Origin of the sequence: Methylorubrum pseudosasae, assembly GCF_029504475.1 — a bacterium.
Classification (GTDB): domain Bacteria; phylum Pseudomonadota; class Alphaproteobacteria; order Rhizobiales; family Beijerinckiaceae; genus Methylobacterium; species Methylobacterium extorquens.
Genome location: NZ_JAQGDU010000002.1, coordinates 4527161 through 4540476 on the forward strand (window position 1 = coordinate 4527161; position 13316 = coordinate 4540476).

At 68.2% G+C, this 13316-nt stretch carries 10 protein-coding genes and 1 pseudogene; 1 reads left to right on the plus strand and 10 read right to left on the minus strand.

Features of this window, described 5'->3' with window-relative positions; genetic code table 11:
• Positions 1-36: 36 nt before the first annotated feature.
• The 9 genes and pseudogenes from rpsJ to M2437_RS22485 all read right to left on the minus strand — a co-directional run bounded on the left by rpsJ (position 37) and on the right by M2437_RS22485 (position 11628).
• Positions 37-345, minus strand: coding sequence for a 30S ribosomal protein S10 (gene rpsJ / locus M2437_RS22445; RefSeq protein ID WP_003597088.1), 309 nt, complete (start codon positions 343-345; stop codon positions 37-39).
• A gap of 79 nt (positions 346-424) precedes the next feature.
• Positions 425-1615 carry an elongation factor Tu gene (gene tuf / locus M2437_RS22450; RefSeq protein WP_012253644.1) on the minus strand — a complete coding sequence of 397 codons (1191 nt, stop codon included), beginning with the start codon at positions 1613-1615 and terminating at the stop codon, positions 425-427.
• A gap of 53 nt (positions 1616-1668) precedes the next feature.
• Positions 1669-3745 (minus strand): annotated as a pseudogene (gene fusA / locus M2437_RS22455) (elongation factor G).
• Between the two features lie 63 nt (positions 3746-3808).
• Positions 3809-4279, minus strand: coding sequence for a 30S ribosomal protein S7 (gene rpsG, locus M2437_RS22460; RefSeq protein ID WP_004447768.1), 471 nt, complete (start codon positions 4277-4279; stop codon positions 3809-3811).
• Between the two features lie 106 nt (positions 4280-4385).
• Entirely contained in the window at positions 4386-4757 is a 372-nt protein-coding gene (gene rpsL / locus M2437_RS22465; RefSeq protein ID WP_004447775.1) for a 30S ribosomal protein S12, read from the minus strand.
• Positions 4758-5145: 388 nt separating this feature from the next.
• Positions 5146-8625, minus strand: a complete 3480-nt coding sequence (locus M2437_RS22470) for an SbcC/MukB-like Walker B domain-containing protein (RefSeq protein WP_253388725.1) — start codon at positions 8623-8625, stop codon at positions 5146-5148.
• Between the two features lie 548 nt (positions 8626-9173).
• A complete protein-coding gene (locus M2437_RS22475) occupies positions 9174-9401 on the minus strand; it encodes a hypothetical protein (protein ID WP_003606927.1) in 228 nt (75 codons plus the stop codon).
• Between the two features lie 591 nt (positions 9402-9992).
• Positions 9993-10622: an alpha/beta hydrolase gene (locus M2437_RS22480; RefSeq protein ID WP_253388726.1), complete on the minus strand. Its 630-nt coding sequence runs from the start codon at positions 10620-10622 to the stop codon at positions 9993-9995.
• 76 nt (positions 10623-10698) lie between these two features.
• Positions 10699-11628, minus strand: coding sequence for a ring-cleaving dioxygenase (locus M2437_RS22485; RefSeq protein WP_253388727.1), 930 nt, complete (start codon positions 11626-11628; stop codon positions 10699-10701).
• Between the two features lie 135 nt (positions 11629-11763).
• Here M2437_RS22485 and M2437_RS22490 point away from each other — a divergent pair, with 135 nt between their 5' ends.
• Positions 11764-12726, plus strand: coding sequence for a LysR family transcriptional regulator (locus tag M2437_RS22490; protein ID WP_253388728.1), 963 nt, complete (start codon positions 11764-11766; stop codon positions 12724-12726).
• Here M2437_RS22490 and M2437_RS22495 read toward each other — a convergent pair.
• Positions 12681-13316, minus strand: coding sequence for a DUF4194 domain-containing protein (locus tag M2437_RS22495; protein ID WP_253388729.1), 636 nt, complete (start codon positions 13314-13316; stop codon positions 12681-12683). The two genes, M2437_RS22490 and M2437_RS22495, sit on opposite strands and share 46 nt — an antisense overlap.

The following is a 13316-nucleotide window of genomic DNA, read 5'->3' on the forward strand; positions in this document are numbered from 1 at the left end:
CGCGATGAAACGGTAAGCTCTAAATCCGACGCGGACTTAGAGCTTGATCTCCACGTCCACGCCAGCGGCGAGGTCGAGCTTCATCAGCGCGTCCACGGTCTGCGGCGTCGGGTCGACGATATCGAGCACCCGCTTGTGCGTGCGCATCTCGAACTGCTCGCGCGACTTCTTATCGATGTGCGGCGAACGGTTCACCGTGAACTTCTCGATATGGGTCGGCAGCGGGATCGGGCCCCGGATCTGCGCGCCAGTCCGGCGCGCGGTCGAGACGATTTCCTTGGTGGACGCATCGAGGATGCGGTGATCGAACGCCTTAAGGCGAATGCGGATGTTCTGACCGTTCATGACCTGACCTCGGCGGAAACGTTGAGGAGCGGGCGCGAGGGCCCGCCCCTCTTACGTCCCCTGTCGATGATGCTTGCGGTTAGTCGTTGATGGCGGCGACGACGCCGGCACCGACGGTGCGACCACCCTCGCGGATGGCGAAGCGCAGCTTCTCTTCCATGGCCACCGGCACGATCAGCACCACGTCCATGGTCACGTTGTCGCCCGGCATCACCATCTCGGTGCCCTCGGGCAGCGTGCACACGCCGGTCACGTCCGTCGTGCGGAAGTAGAACTGCGGGCGGTAGTTGGTGAAGAACGGCGTGTGGCGGCCGCCCTCTTCCTTCGTCAGGATGTAGGCCTCGGCCTTGAACTTCGAGTGCGGCTTGACCGAACCTGGCTTGCACACGACCTGGCCGCGCTCCACGTCCTCGCGCTTCGTGCCGCGCAGCAGCACGCCGACGTTGTCGCCCGCCTGGCCCTGGTCGAGCAGCTTGCGGAACATCTCGACGCCAGTCACCGTCGTCGTCGTCGTCGGGCGGATGCCGACGATCTCAACCGACTCACCGACCTTGACGATGCCGCGCTCGACGCGACCCGTCACCACCGTGCCGCGGCCCGAGATCGAGAACACGTCCTCGATCGGCATCAGGAACGGCATGTCGATCGGACGCTCCGGCTGCGGGATGTACTCGTCCACGGTCGCCATCAGCGCCAGAACGGCTTCCTTGCCGATCTTGGGCTCCTTGTCCTCGAGCGCCATCAGGGCCGAGCCCTTGGTGATCGGGATGTCGTCGCCGGGGAAGTCGTACTTGGAGAGGAGCTCGCGCACCTCCAGCTCGACCAGCTCCAGGAGCTCCTCGTCATCGACCATGTCGACCTTGTTGAGGAACACCACCAGCGCCGGCACGCCGACCTGACGGGCGAGCAGGATGTGCTCGCGGGTCTGCGGCATCGGGCCGTCGGCGGCGGACACGACCAGGATCGCGCCGTCCATCTGGGCGGCACCGGTGATCATGTTCTTCACGTAGTCGGCGTGGCCGGGGCAGTCGACGTGCGCGTAGTGGCGGTTGGTCGTCTCGTACTCGACGTGGGCGGTCGAGATCGTGATGCCGCGCGCCTTCTCTTCCGGCGCCTTGTCGATCTGGTCGTAGGCCGTGAAGGTCGCCCCGCCCGACTCCGCCAGAACCTTCGTGATCGCCGCCGTCAGCGACGTCTTGCCGTGATCCACGTGCCCGATCGTGCCGATGTTGCAGTGCGGCTTGGTACGGGAGAACTTTTCCTTACCCATCAGGGCCTCCTAATCGTCAGTGTCGTTGATCGAGGAAGTTTGACGCGTTCGCGTCAGGCGTACTTGGCAATGACCTTGTCGGCCTCGCCGCGCGGCACTTCCTCGTAATGGTCGAACTGCATCGTGAAGTTGGCGCGTCCCTGGGAGAAGGAGCGCAACTGGTTCACGTAGCCGAACATGTTGGCCAGCGGCACCATCGCGTTGATGACGTTGGCGTTGCCGCGCATGTCCTGGCCCTGGATCTGGCCGCGGCGGGAGTTGAGGTCGCCGATGACCGAGCCGGTATACTCTTCCGGCGAAACCACTTCGACCTTCATCACCGGCTCGAGCAGAACCGATCCGCCCTTCTGCAGCGCCTCACGGAAGGCGGCGCGGGAGGCGATTTCGAAGGCCAGCGCCGAGGAGTCGACGTCGTGGTAGGCGCCGTCGATCAGCTCGACCTTGACGTCGACCACGGGGAAGCCGGCGAGCACGCCCGCGCCGAGGACCGAGTTGAGGCCCTTCTCGACGCCGGGGATGTACTCCTTCGGCACCGCACCGCCGACGATCTTCGACTCGAAGGCGAAGCCGGCGCCCGGCTCGTTCGGCTCGACCACGAACTTCACCCGGGCGAACTGACCGGTACCACCGGTCTGCTTCTTGTGGGTGTAGTCGATCTCCTGACGCCGGGTCAGCTTCTCACGGTACGCCACCTGCGGCTGACCGATATTCGCGTCGACCTTATAGGTACGGGCGCAGGATATCGACCTTGATGTCGAGGTGGAGCTCGCCCATCCCGCGAAGGATGGTCTGGCCGGATTCCTGGTCGGTCGAGACCCGGAAGGACGGATCCTCGGCGGCGAGCTTCGAGAGTGCGATGCCGAGCTTCTCCTGATCGGCCTTCGACTTCGGCTCGACGGCGATCTCGATGACGGGCTCGGGGAACTCCATCTTCTCGAGGATCACCGCGTCCTTCGGATCGCACAGCGTATCGCCGGTGCGGGTGTCCTTGAGACCGGCCAGGGCGACGATGTCGCCGGCGAAGGCTTCCTTCACGTCCTCACGGTTGTTGGCGTGCATCAGCAACATGCGGCCGACGCGCTCTTTCTTGTCGCGCGACGAGTTGATGACGTTGGCGCCCGACTCGACCTTGCCGGAATAGACGCGGCAGAAGGTGATCGTTCCGACGTGGGGATCGTCCATGATCTTGAAGGCGAGCATGGAGAAGGGATCGCTGTCGGTCGGGTGGCGGACCACCTCTTCCTCGGTCTTGAAGTCGAGGCCCTTGATCTCGCCGCGGTCGGCGGGAGACGGCAGGTAATCGACGACGGCGTCGAGGAGCGGCTGCACGCCCTTGTTCTTGAAGGCCGAGCCGCACAGCACCGGATGGAAGGCACGAAGCTGAACCGCCTTGCGCACGAGCTTGCGCAGGGTCTCCTCGTCCGGCTCCACGCCGTCGAGGTAGGCGGTCATCGCGTCGTCGTCGAGCTCGACGCAGGCCTCGATCATCTTGGTGCGGTACTCGACCGCCTGATCGGCGAGATCGGCCGGGATCTCCTCCTCGGAGAAGTTGGCGCCAAGCGCCTCACCCGACCAAACGATCGCCTTCATCTTGATGAGGTCGATGACGCCCTTGAAGCTGGACTCGGCACCGATCGGCAGCTGCAGGCAGACGGGCTTACCGGCGACGCGGCCGATGATGTCGGCGACGCACTTGAAGAAGTCGGCGCCGATCTTGTCCATCTTGTTGACGAACACGACGCGCGGCACGTCGTACTTGTCAGCCTGACGCCACACGGTCTCGGTCTGGGGCTCGACGCCCTGGTTGCCGTCGAGCACGCAGACGGCGCCGTCGAGCACGCGGAGCGAGCGCTCCACCTCGATGGTGAAGTCGACGTGGCCGGGGGTGTCGATGATGTTCAGGCGCTTGTCGCGCCAGAAGCAGGTGGTCGCAGCCGAGGTGATCGTGATGCCACGCTCCTGCTCCTGCTCCATCCAGTCCATCGTCGCGGCGCCCTCATGGACTTCGCCGATCTTATGGGACTTGCCGGTGTAGTAGAGGATCCGCTCGGTCGTCGTGGTCTTGCCGGCATCGATGTGAGCCATGATGCCGAAGTTACGGTAGTCCTCGATCGCATGCGTGCGGGGCATCGGGGTCTCTCCGGGAGAAAGCGGGCTTGGAGCGCGGCCCGGTGGCCGCGCTCGACAGGCGAATTACCAGCGGTAGTGCGAGAAGGCGCGGTTGGCCTCGGCCATCCGGTGGGTGTCTTCACGCTTCTTGACCGCGTTGCCGCGGTTGTTGGCGGCGTCGAGCAGCTCGGCGGAGAGACGCTCGATCATGGTCCGGTCGTTGCGGCCGCGGGCGGCCTGGATCAGCCAGCGGATCGCGAGAGCCTGACGGCGCTCGGTGCGGACTTCGACCGGAACCTGGTAGGTCGCGCCACCGACGCGGCGGGAACGGACCTCGATCGCCGGGGCGACGTTGTCGAGCGCGGCGCGGAACACCTCGATCGGGTTGGCGCGGGCGCGGTTCTCGACGATGTCGAACGCACCGTAGACGATCCGCTCGGCGGTCGACTTCTTGCCCTCGTACATGATGGAATTCATGAACTTGGTCAGGACGACGTCGCCGTACTTGGCGTCCGGGATGATCTCGCGCTTCTCGGCAGAGTGACGACGGGACATCTGTTTGCTCTCAGATTAATCGACTTAAGCACCTCGCGCAGGCCGCCTTGAGCGTAAACGCCGGCGACATCCTTGCGAGGCCGTGGAAATGGCCGTCCGGAGATTCTTACTTCGGACGCTTTGCACCGTACTTCGAACGGCGCTGCTTGCGGTTCTTGACGCCCTGCGTGTCGAGCACGCCGCGCAGGATGTGGTAGCGCACACCCGGAAGGTCCTTCACGCGGCCGCCGCGGATCATGACCACGGAGTGCTCCTGAAGGTTATGCCCCTCACCGGGGATGTAACCGATCACCTCGAAGCCGTTGGTCAGGCGCACCTTGGCGACCTTACGAAGCGCCGAGTTCGGCTTCTTCGGGGTCGTGGTGTAGACGCGCGTGCAGACGCCGCGCTTCTGCGGGCAGGCGTTGAGCGCCGGCACCTTGTTGCGCGCCTTCTGCGCCTTGCGCGGCTGGGCGATCAGTTGGTTGATCGTCGGCATCCTGTGCCCTCTTCATCCGGCCGCGCAGGGCGGCCACCGTCTGAAACCTGTCGAAGCCCCTTGCGGAGCGGCCGGGCCCCGGGCGAACCCGCGGCAAAACGAATAGCGCCAGAGGCCGATCAAGGCCTTTGACGATGGTGAGGCAGAGGATCACGCCGTGAACGACGCGTTCTTACCCGCTGATCTGACGAATACGTCAGGGTGTGATGCCGGTATCGGTCTGACGACGGTCGCCGAAGCCCCTGGCCTCGACCCGAAAGCGACTCTCGATCCACCGGAGTGGCGCGCTTCTACGCGGGGTGGCCGGGCCCGTCAATGCCCGGGGAGGATAAAGTTCGGTGAACGTGCGTCCGATCTGCACTCCGGACCGTGATCGGCGGCTCAGCTGTTATTCGGCGGCGCTCGGGAGGCGAAAAGCGTCGATTCCGCGTCGATCCGGGTTGATTTCGGCCAGCGCCCGCTTGGCGGCTTCCAGCGGATGCTCGGCCTCGATTCGCACCGAGCCGAGATCCGGGCTTTTGTAGACGGTGACGACCGTATCCATCACTTCGGTCAGTGTCGTGCGCTTGTCCTCGGGCGCTGCGATGAGGAGCTGCAGCCCCCAGGCGCGGAAAAGATCAACCAGCGACTGGCTGTTGCGCACGTCGAGTTTCGAGAAGGCTTCGTCGAGAAGGCAGAGGCCGAGGCCCGGCGTCTCGTCGCCGGGGCGATCACCGGGATAATAGGCCGAGGCCATGGAGGCGGCGATCGCGACGTAGAACGGCGCCTGCGCCTCGCCGCCCGAACCGCGCAACGCCCGGCTCGACAGGGTGGTGCGGTTGCCCGCCCGGTCGCGCATGCCGATCTCGTAGACGAAGTAGTTGCGGTAATCGGCCAGCCGCGCCGCGTTCTCCTCGCCCTCGATCAGCGCCGTGATCTCCGCGAGTGCGGCCGCGAGCGGGCTGTTATCCGGTCCGCCCTCAGCGCCATTGTCGGGGCTTGGCAGCACCGCCTGCGCCGCATCGGGCGAGCGCGCGACTTCGGTGGCGAGCGCGTGGACGGCGGCGTAGCGGCGGTCCACCTCCGCCTCGAAGGCATAGGTCTGGCCGGTGAAGGTCTGCGACGCCAGCCGCTCGTTGAGGGCGTCGAGCCGGGCACGCATCCGCTCGAACTTGTCGGCGAGCCGGGTCAGCAGATCCTCGGTCATCAAGCGGCGCATCTCGGCCTCCGCCCGGAGCGACTGGTCGCGGTAGCGGCGCAGTTCGTGCCCCGCCACCTCGTCGCGCTCGCGGGTCGCCCAGGCATAGCCGAACGAGGCTGGCTGCTCGCCCGAACCGAGCGGGTTCTCGACGCGCCACGCGGCGCAATACTCAGCAAGGTCGCGCTCGGCGGCGCGGCCCTGGTTGCGCACGCTGTCGCCGGCCTCGCGGGCGGAGGCGCGGGCCTGCGAGGCCAGCGACGCCAGCGCCTTGGTGTCGAGCGCGGCCCGGTCCGCCCGCGCCGCGGCGATCCCGGCCACCGTGTCCGGCACGTCGGCGGGAACGGTGCCGGTGAGGCGGATGCGGACGGTGTCGCCGGAGGTCCAGCGCTTGAGCGCCGTGCGGTAGGCCAGGAACGCGGCGCGCGCCGCCTCCCTCCCTTGCGTGACACGGGCCTTCAGTCCGGCCTCCTCCGCGAGTGCGGCGTCGCGTTTGGGCTCCAGCACCTGCACGAGTTCGGTGAGATAGGCCGAGCGCTCCTTCTGAAGCTCCTTCAATTCCGCCTCGATCACGCCGGCATCGGCGCGGGCGACGGTCTCCTGCTCGGTGGAGAGGCTGCGGCGGCGGCCCTCGATGGCGTCGGCCTCGGCGCGCAGGGCCTCGAGATCGATCGGCGCTTCCGCCAGCCGGCTCCGCAGCAGCGCGGCGATGCGGGCGGCCTCGCGCATCACCGTGGCCTCGGCCCGCAGGGTCCGCGCCTCCTCGCGCGCCTCGTCGAGGCGGCGGCGGGTCTCGGCGGTGGGCCCGCGCTGGCCCCGGGTCATCATCAGCGGCACGGGGCGCACCACCGAATAGGCCATGCCCGAAGTCGAGCGCCCGCTCGGCGCCACGGCGCGGCTCATGTTCCGGAGCGCCGCATCGTCGGGCGCGAGGTCGTAGCTGCCGAGCCGCGCGGCGAGGAAGGCCTCGGCGTGGTCGCTGTCGGTTTCGATCAGCCCCATCGGCCCGTCATCGAAGCGCCGCGCGGCGCGCCGCGCCGTATCGGTCGTCTTCACCAGGAGACAGCGGAAGAATTGGTTCTTTCGGGACTCGAGCAGAGCGAAGGCGCGGTCCAGCCGGTCGGGCTCGACCACCAGGGCCTCGCGGGCGCGGCCGAGCAGGCCTTCGAGGGCCGGGCCCCATTTCGGATCGACGATCTCGGCGAGTTCGCAGATCGGCGCCGCCTCGATGCCGAGCCGGCCCAGCTCCTCGCGGAACGCCTCCGTGTCGGAGGACAGGCGCGCGGACGAGGAACGGCCGGAATTCACCTGCCCATCGAGGCCGCGAACCTCGTTCTCGCGCTCGCGGGCCTTGAGGGCGAGGTCTTCCGCTTCCTCTTCCAGGGTGCCAGACACGTCCGGCATCTGCGCCAGCCCTTCGAGCAGACCTTTCAGCGGCCCATCGACCCGGAGAATGTCCTCCGGCGGCGCCTCGCGGCGGAGGCCTGAGCGGGCGCAGGCCTCGACGATGCGCGCCGCCTGAAGATCGATCCGGCGCAAGGGACCGGCAATGGCGCTGAGGCGGCCGGCATCCTGCACGAGGCCGACGATCCCGGCGAGGCGGTTGGTCAGGTCGCGCCGGTCGCGGGCGACCATGGCGAGACCGGCATGGGAGGCCGCGAGCCGCGCCTCCGCCACGCTGCCGACGATCAGCGCCTTGCGGGCGGCGATCTCGGTGTCGATCTCGCGCACGAAGCCCTGGCTCGTCGCCACGCTTTCGCGGGCGATGCGCAGGCGCTCCGACGTCTCGGCGAGCAGGCGGCGGGCCTCCGCATGGTCGAGGATGCGGCGGCGCAGATCCGCGCCGGCGGCGCGCATCTCGTCGAGGGCGGCGGTGAGGCTCGCCCGCGCCCAACCCTCGTAGCGCGCGCAGATGCGCGAGAGATGGGCGAGGCGCTTCTCCAGCTCCTCGATGGTCTCCAGCAGGCGCCGCCACGTCTCGATCGATTGGCGGATGCGGGCGACATCGAGCGGCTCGGCCTCCAGCACGAAGCTGCGCACGAAGGCGCTGGTGTCGAAGATCGGCTTGAACGCCACCGCGTTGGAGAAGGTGCGCAGGAACTGGCGCGGATCGGGCACGGCCGCCCCCTCGCGCAGGGTCGCCAGCACGGCGGCGGTGAAGCGCTCGCCGGAGGTGCGGAACTCCTCGAACGTGTCGGCCCGGCGGCGAAGATCCGCGGCGATCTCGGCCCAGGGCGCGACGAAGCTGCCCTCGCTGGTCTCGCGCACGTAATCGGCGATCTCGAAACGGTGGCCGACGGCGATGAAGCGCGAAAGCGTCTCCTCCTTCGGCTCCTCGGAGCGGGCGGCAAGCGCCAGCCCGACCGTGACGATGCGGCCGCTCGCCGGGTTCTCGAACACGAGCGCGATGAGGGTTTCGCAGGCCTCGCGCGTCGGGCGCCCGCCCTCGGCCGGGTCGCTGATCCAGCCGAGGCAGTAGTCGCGCACCGTGCGTGCGCTGCGGCCCGAGGCGGAGGCGTTGAGCGCGAGCCGGCTCGCATTGTTGCCGGCCAACACTGTCCCGACCGCGTCAAAGATCGTCGACTTGCCCGCCCCCGTGGGACCGACGAGCGCCGCCGCGCCCCGAATCCGGATCTGCTCGCGCCGGATGAGGTACCAATTCGAGATCGCAATATCGGTGAGGCGGTACACCAGCCCGGCCGCTTATCCCGAGGTTGAACGAGAGACAGCGCAATGGACGCTACGCCTCGCACACGCAAGGGCGGGATCGCGGCGGGCCGCGGACGCCGCCCGATCGGCACAATCTGAGGATGCCCAACCGTCGAAGCACGACCGCTCCAAGCGGCCGACGGCATCGATACAGCAATCACCGACCCGTGATTTGACGGGGCCGCGTCGATCCGAGACCAGAGCCATTCGGCTGAGCATCGGGCCCCGACGCGCGAAACAACGGTCGCAGATCTCCTGCAACGGCAGGTTCATGAAACCCGTTCGATTACTGCCTTTCAACGCTCCCTGCGTACTCTGACACATGTGAGAAACACTGATTTTGACGCAAACCCAATACGATCCGTGCCATACGGTAAATTGCGCTCTCCGACCGTCCAGAACTCCGATCGTTGAAATGTCCGCCCGCCGTCCACGCCTGACTTACGGTGTTCTGTTTATTGTCGCCTCGATTGTTCTATGGGGCACGGCATCGTGGGTTGCAGGCAGTATCATCTGGGTCTGAGACCGACTTAGACGTCTTTCCTGCAAGCGATGTAGCCTCCCACAACATAACCGCCCTGCAAAGCGCAGAGGGAGGCTGCGATCATCAACAGGTCGGCCAGCACCAACTGGCCACTGTAGAAGTGATAAATGATCCGCGCGATGATGACAAAGAAACTCGCGACGGCAAGCATCCCCCAATGATAAAACATGCCGATCAGTATACCGGCAATAACGAGAAGCGGGATCGCTAGCACGGGATCATGACCCTATCCTGCCGGATCGGCATCTGAGAGCCTTTTTGACGAAATCTTTCCTTAGGTTACCGCCGCGCCCGACCGCGCGCAAAGGGTCACTTGGCTTAAAACTAGGCGAATTCTGCAGGTTCCCCTTTATCGAACGGCATCGTTAACGGACCGGTCACCCTAAGGTTGGGCGTCCGGCCGGGACGGCATCAGCTTGGTGCCGCTGCGTATCGATCCGCAAATCCGCGTACCCGGCGGTCGTCGGATGGGCCTAGGCTGTCCCCCGGCACCGCACGTTTGTCCGCGATTGCGCCGAAGACGAGCCTTTCGCCCGCCGCCGCGGCATCGGCGACACCCTGGTCGCGACCAGCATCGGCTTCGCCCGCAAGACGGGCGATGCCCGCCACGGCGTCGCCTGCGTCGAGACAGCGACCCATACCGGCTTCGGTAGGCCGGTCGAGCGTGAAACCTGGATGGTGCCCTTCGGCGAGACGGGCGAGGCACCGAGGCAGGCCATGTGACGGGGGCGATGCCCCCGCCACATCGGTGATGTCACCCAGAGTCCCCCGATCCCCGTGCCGGACAGACCCTCTCGCGGGAAGCTTAGCCGCCAAAATTCTTGGCGAGCCACGCCCCGGAGGCGGCGAGATCCGCCTGGGACAGTCCGTGCCCGGCCGGGTTGACCGTGTGGGTCACCGCCGCGCCCGCTTGCGCGAGGCGCGCGGCGAGCCGTTCGGCATTCTCGGCCGGCACGATCGGATCGAGAGCGCCCGAGAGCAGCAGCACCGGGCGGCCGGCGAGGTCGGCCGGCGGGCACTCGGCGAGCGGCACCATCGCCCGCAGCAGAACCGCCCCCGCCAGGACCTCCGGGTGCAGGAGCAGGGTCGCCGCGGCGATATTGGCCCCGTTCGAGAATCCGACCGCCACCGGCGCGGCGAGCCCGTAGGCCGCGCGCGCCTGCGCCACGAAGGCGGCGAGGTCGCCGGCCCGGCGGCGGACATCCGCCTCGTCGAACACGCCTTCCGCGAGACGGCGGAAGAAGCGCGGCATGCCGTTCTCCAGAACCGGCCCGCGGGGCGAGAGCAGCGCGGAGCCGGGCGAGAGCGCGCGGCCGAGGGAGAGCAGGTCGTTTTCGTCGCCACCCGTGCCGTGCAGCAGCAGGAGCGGCGGCGCGCGCTCGTCGGTGCCGGGCTCGAAGCGGTGGATGAAGTCGAAGGTGACGCCGTTCGTCATGGCTGTCTCCGTTCCGTCTAAGGAGGGTGCGGCCGCCCGCATAGGATCCGGGCGGCCGCGAAGGTGGGCGGTCGGTTCAGGCGACCTTCGGCAGCACCGCCTCGATCCGCCCGCGATGCGGCTCGAGGAAGGGCGGCAGCTTCAGCGCGGTCCCGAGTTCCGCCACCGGCTCGTCGATGGCAAAGCCCGGCGCGTCGGTGGCGATTTCGAACAGCACGCCGCCCGGTTCGCGGAAGTAGACCGAGCGGAAGTACTGCCGATCGCGCTGCTCGGTCACGGACAGGCCGTGCCGATCGCTCAGTCGCTCCGTCATCGCCGCCTGCGCCGCGTCGTCGGAGGCACGGAAGGCGATGTGGTGGACCGAGCCCGCCCCCTGCCGACCGGGCAGGAAGTCGCCGACCGCCCGAAGCGTCACGAACTCACCGAGGCCCGCCCCGCTCGTCAGCCGGATCTGGCTGCCCTCGCGGGCGGCCTCCGTAAAGCCGAGCACGTCCGTGAGGATCGCGGCGGTCGCCTCCGCCCCGCGCAGGAGCAGGGTGACGCCGTGGAAGCCGCGAATCGCGGTTTCCGGCGCGATGCCCTCGGACGTCCAGGCCGGCTCGGCCTCCGCTCCCTCGACGCCGACGAGTGCCAGCGGCATCCCGTCGGGATCGCGGAACCGCAGCACCGTCTCGCCGAAGACCGTCACCGGCGCCTCATGCGGGACGTTCAGCGAGACGAAGCGGTGCGTCCAGGCGCCGATCGCCGCGCGCGGCACGCGGAAAGCGGTCTCCGACACCTGACCGATGCCGACGCGGCCGGGGGCCGCCTGAGCGATCGGGAAGAAGGTGAGGATCGTGCCAGGCGCGCCCGCCTCGTCGCCGAAATAGAGGTGGTAGGTGCCGGGATCGTCGAAGTTGACGGTCTTCTTCACCAGCCGCAGGCCGAGTACGCGGGTGTAGAAGTCGATGGTGCGGGCCGTATCGCTCGCAAACGCCGTGACGTGGTGGATGCCGTGCGCGCTCATGGTGCGGGTCTCCTGTTCGAGAGGATCGCCGCAGGGATCAATCTCCGGGCTGCGATCGGTGTGAGCGCAATCTGGCCCTTGCCTGCTCGCATGAAAATGGAAACGATTGAAACGCATCGTTTCCGGATTTGAGCCATGGCGAAACTACCCGATTTCGAGGCCTGGGCCGTGTTCGCGGTGGTGGCCGACGCCCTCTCCTTCGCCCGGGCGGCCGACGAACTCGGGCTGTCGAAGGCGACCGTCTCCAAAGCGGTGGCGCGGCTGGAGGGACGCCTCGGCGCACGGCTGTTCCACCGCACCTCCCGCCGTCTCGCGCTGACCGAAGCCGGCCGTCTGGCGCGCGAGGACGCGGCGGGGCTGCTGGCCGCGGGCGAGGCGGCGGAGGCCCGCGCGCTCGACGCCAACGGCGTGCCGCGGGGGCGGGTGCGGCTTGCGGCCCCCATGTCGTTCGGGGTTGCCCATGTTGCGCCGGTGCTGCCGGAATTCCTGGCGGCGCACGCGCAAGTCTCGGTCGATCTGCACCTGTCGGACGCGCTGGTCGATCTCGTCGGCGGCGGGTTCGATCTCGGCCTGCGGATCGCCGCGCTGCCCGATTCCTCGCTCCGGGTGCGGCGGCTCTGCGGCGTGCGCCGCTCGCTTGTGGCGACGCCGGCTTATCTGGCGCGCTACGGGCCCCCGCAGCATCCGGAGGATCTGAAGGCCCGTGCCTGCCTCGGCTACGCCTACCTGCCGACGCCGGACCGCTGGCCCTTCACCAACGCGGCCGGCGAAACCGTCACGATCGTGCCCGAAGGCCCGCTGCGGGCCAACAATGCCGACGCCCTGGTGCCGGCCTTGCGCGCCGGGCTCGGCCTCGCGGTGCAGCCGGATTTCACGATCTGGGAGGATCTGAAGTCGGGCCGCCTGGAGCGGGTGATGCCGGACTGGCAGCCGCCGCCGATCGCCCTCAACCTCGTGATGCCGCCCGGCCTGCCGCGCCCCGCGCGGGTCACCGCGCTGATCGCCTTCCTGGAACGGGCCTTCTCCACCGCGCCCTGGGCGCAGGAGGAGAGTCAGACGCCCCTCCCCTCCCCGGCGGAGGCCCAGGCGCGGACCTGATCCATCCAGGCATCCGGCGAGAGCACGGTGATGCCCGGCATCACCATCAGCGGGGTGACCCGCTCGGCCCGGTCGCGCTCGCCCAGCCGCAGGGCACCCTTGCGGGCGAACAGGCGCAGGATCTCGATCAGGCGCGCCTCGTCCGGGGGCTCGGTGCGAGCGGCGGAGTGGATCGCGTCGGCGATGTCGTCGGTGGTGCATTCTACCGTGCCGTCGGTGGAGACTCGGTGATCGCGCAGGCCCTCCTCGTAGGCGAGCCGGAGTGCCAGCAGCACCAGCGTCTCGTCCTTGCGCAGGCGCTCGCCCTGCGCGTCGTGGCGCACGCCGTCCGGCGGCAGGGCGAGGAACACCATCTGGTCGCGGTGGGCGACCTCGAAGCGGTAGCCGAGGCAGGCGAAGTAGTCGCGGAAGAACGGCGCGTAGTGCCGCGCAAGTTCGTAGGAGCGGCCGATGCCGGTGGTGGCGGCGTAGATGCACTGGCTCTTCAGCATCACCTGAAGCGCGCGGGTCAGCTCCTCCTCGCTCGGCGCGGCGCTGCCGGGCGGGGGCATCTCCTCGCCGTCGAGGATGGCGCGGAAGGGTTCGAGCAT

Bases quoted from the DNA above. Each gene is read 5' to 3' on its own strand.
- rpsJ (WP_003597088.1), bottom strand. From the start codon at position 345: ATGAACGGTCAGAACATCCGCATTCGCCTTAAGGCGTTCGATCACCGC.
- tuf (WP_012253644.1), bottom strand. From the start codon at position 1,615: ATGGGTAAGGAAAAGTTCTCCCGTACCAAGCCGCACTGCAACATCGGC.
- rpsG (WP_004447768.1), bottom strand. From the start codon at position 4,279: ATGTCCCGTCGTCACTCTGCCGAGAAGCGCGAGATCATCCCGGACGCC.
- rpsL (WP_004447775.1), bottom strand. From the start codon at position 4,757: ATGCCGACGATCAACCAACTGATCGCCCAGCCGCGCAAGGCGCAGAAG.
- M2437_RS22480 (WP_253388726.1), bottom strand. From the start codon at position 10,622: ATGACGAACGGCGTCACCTTCGACTTCATCCACCGCTTCGAGCCCGGC.
- M2437_RS22485 (WP_253388727.1), bottom strand. From the start codon at position 11,628: ATGAGCGCGCACGGCATCCACCACGTCACGGCGTTTGCGAGCGATACG.
- M2437_RS22490 (WP_253388728.1), top strand. From the start codon at position 11,764: ATGGCGAAACTACCCGATTTCGAGGCCTGGGCCGTGTTCGCGGTGGTG.
- M2437_RS22495 (WP_253388729.1), bottom strand. From the start codon at position 13,316: ATGCTCGAACCCTTCCGCGCCATCCTCGACGGCGAGGAGATGCCCCCG.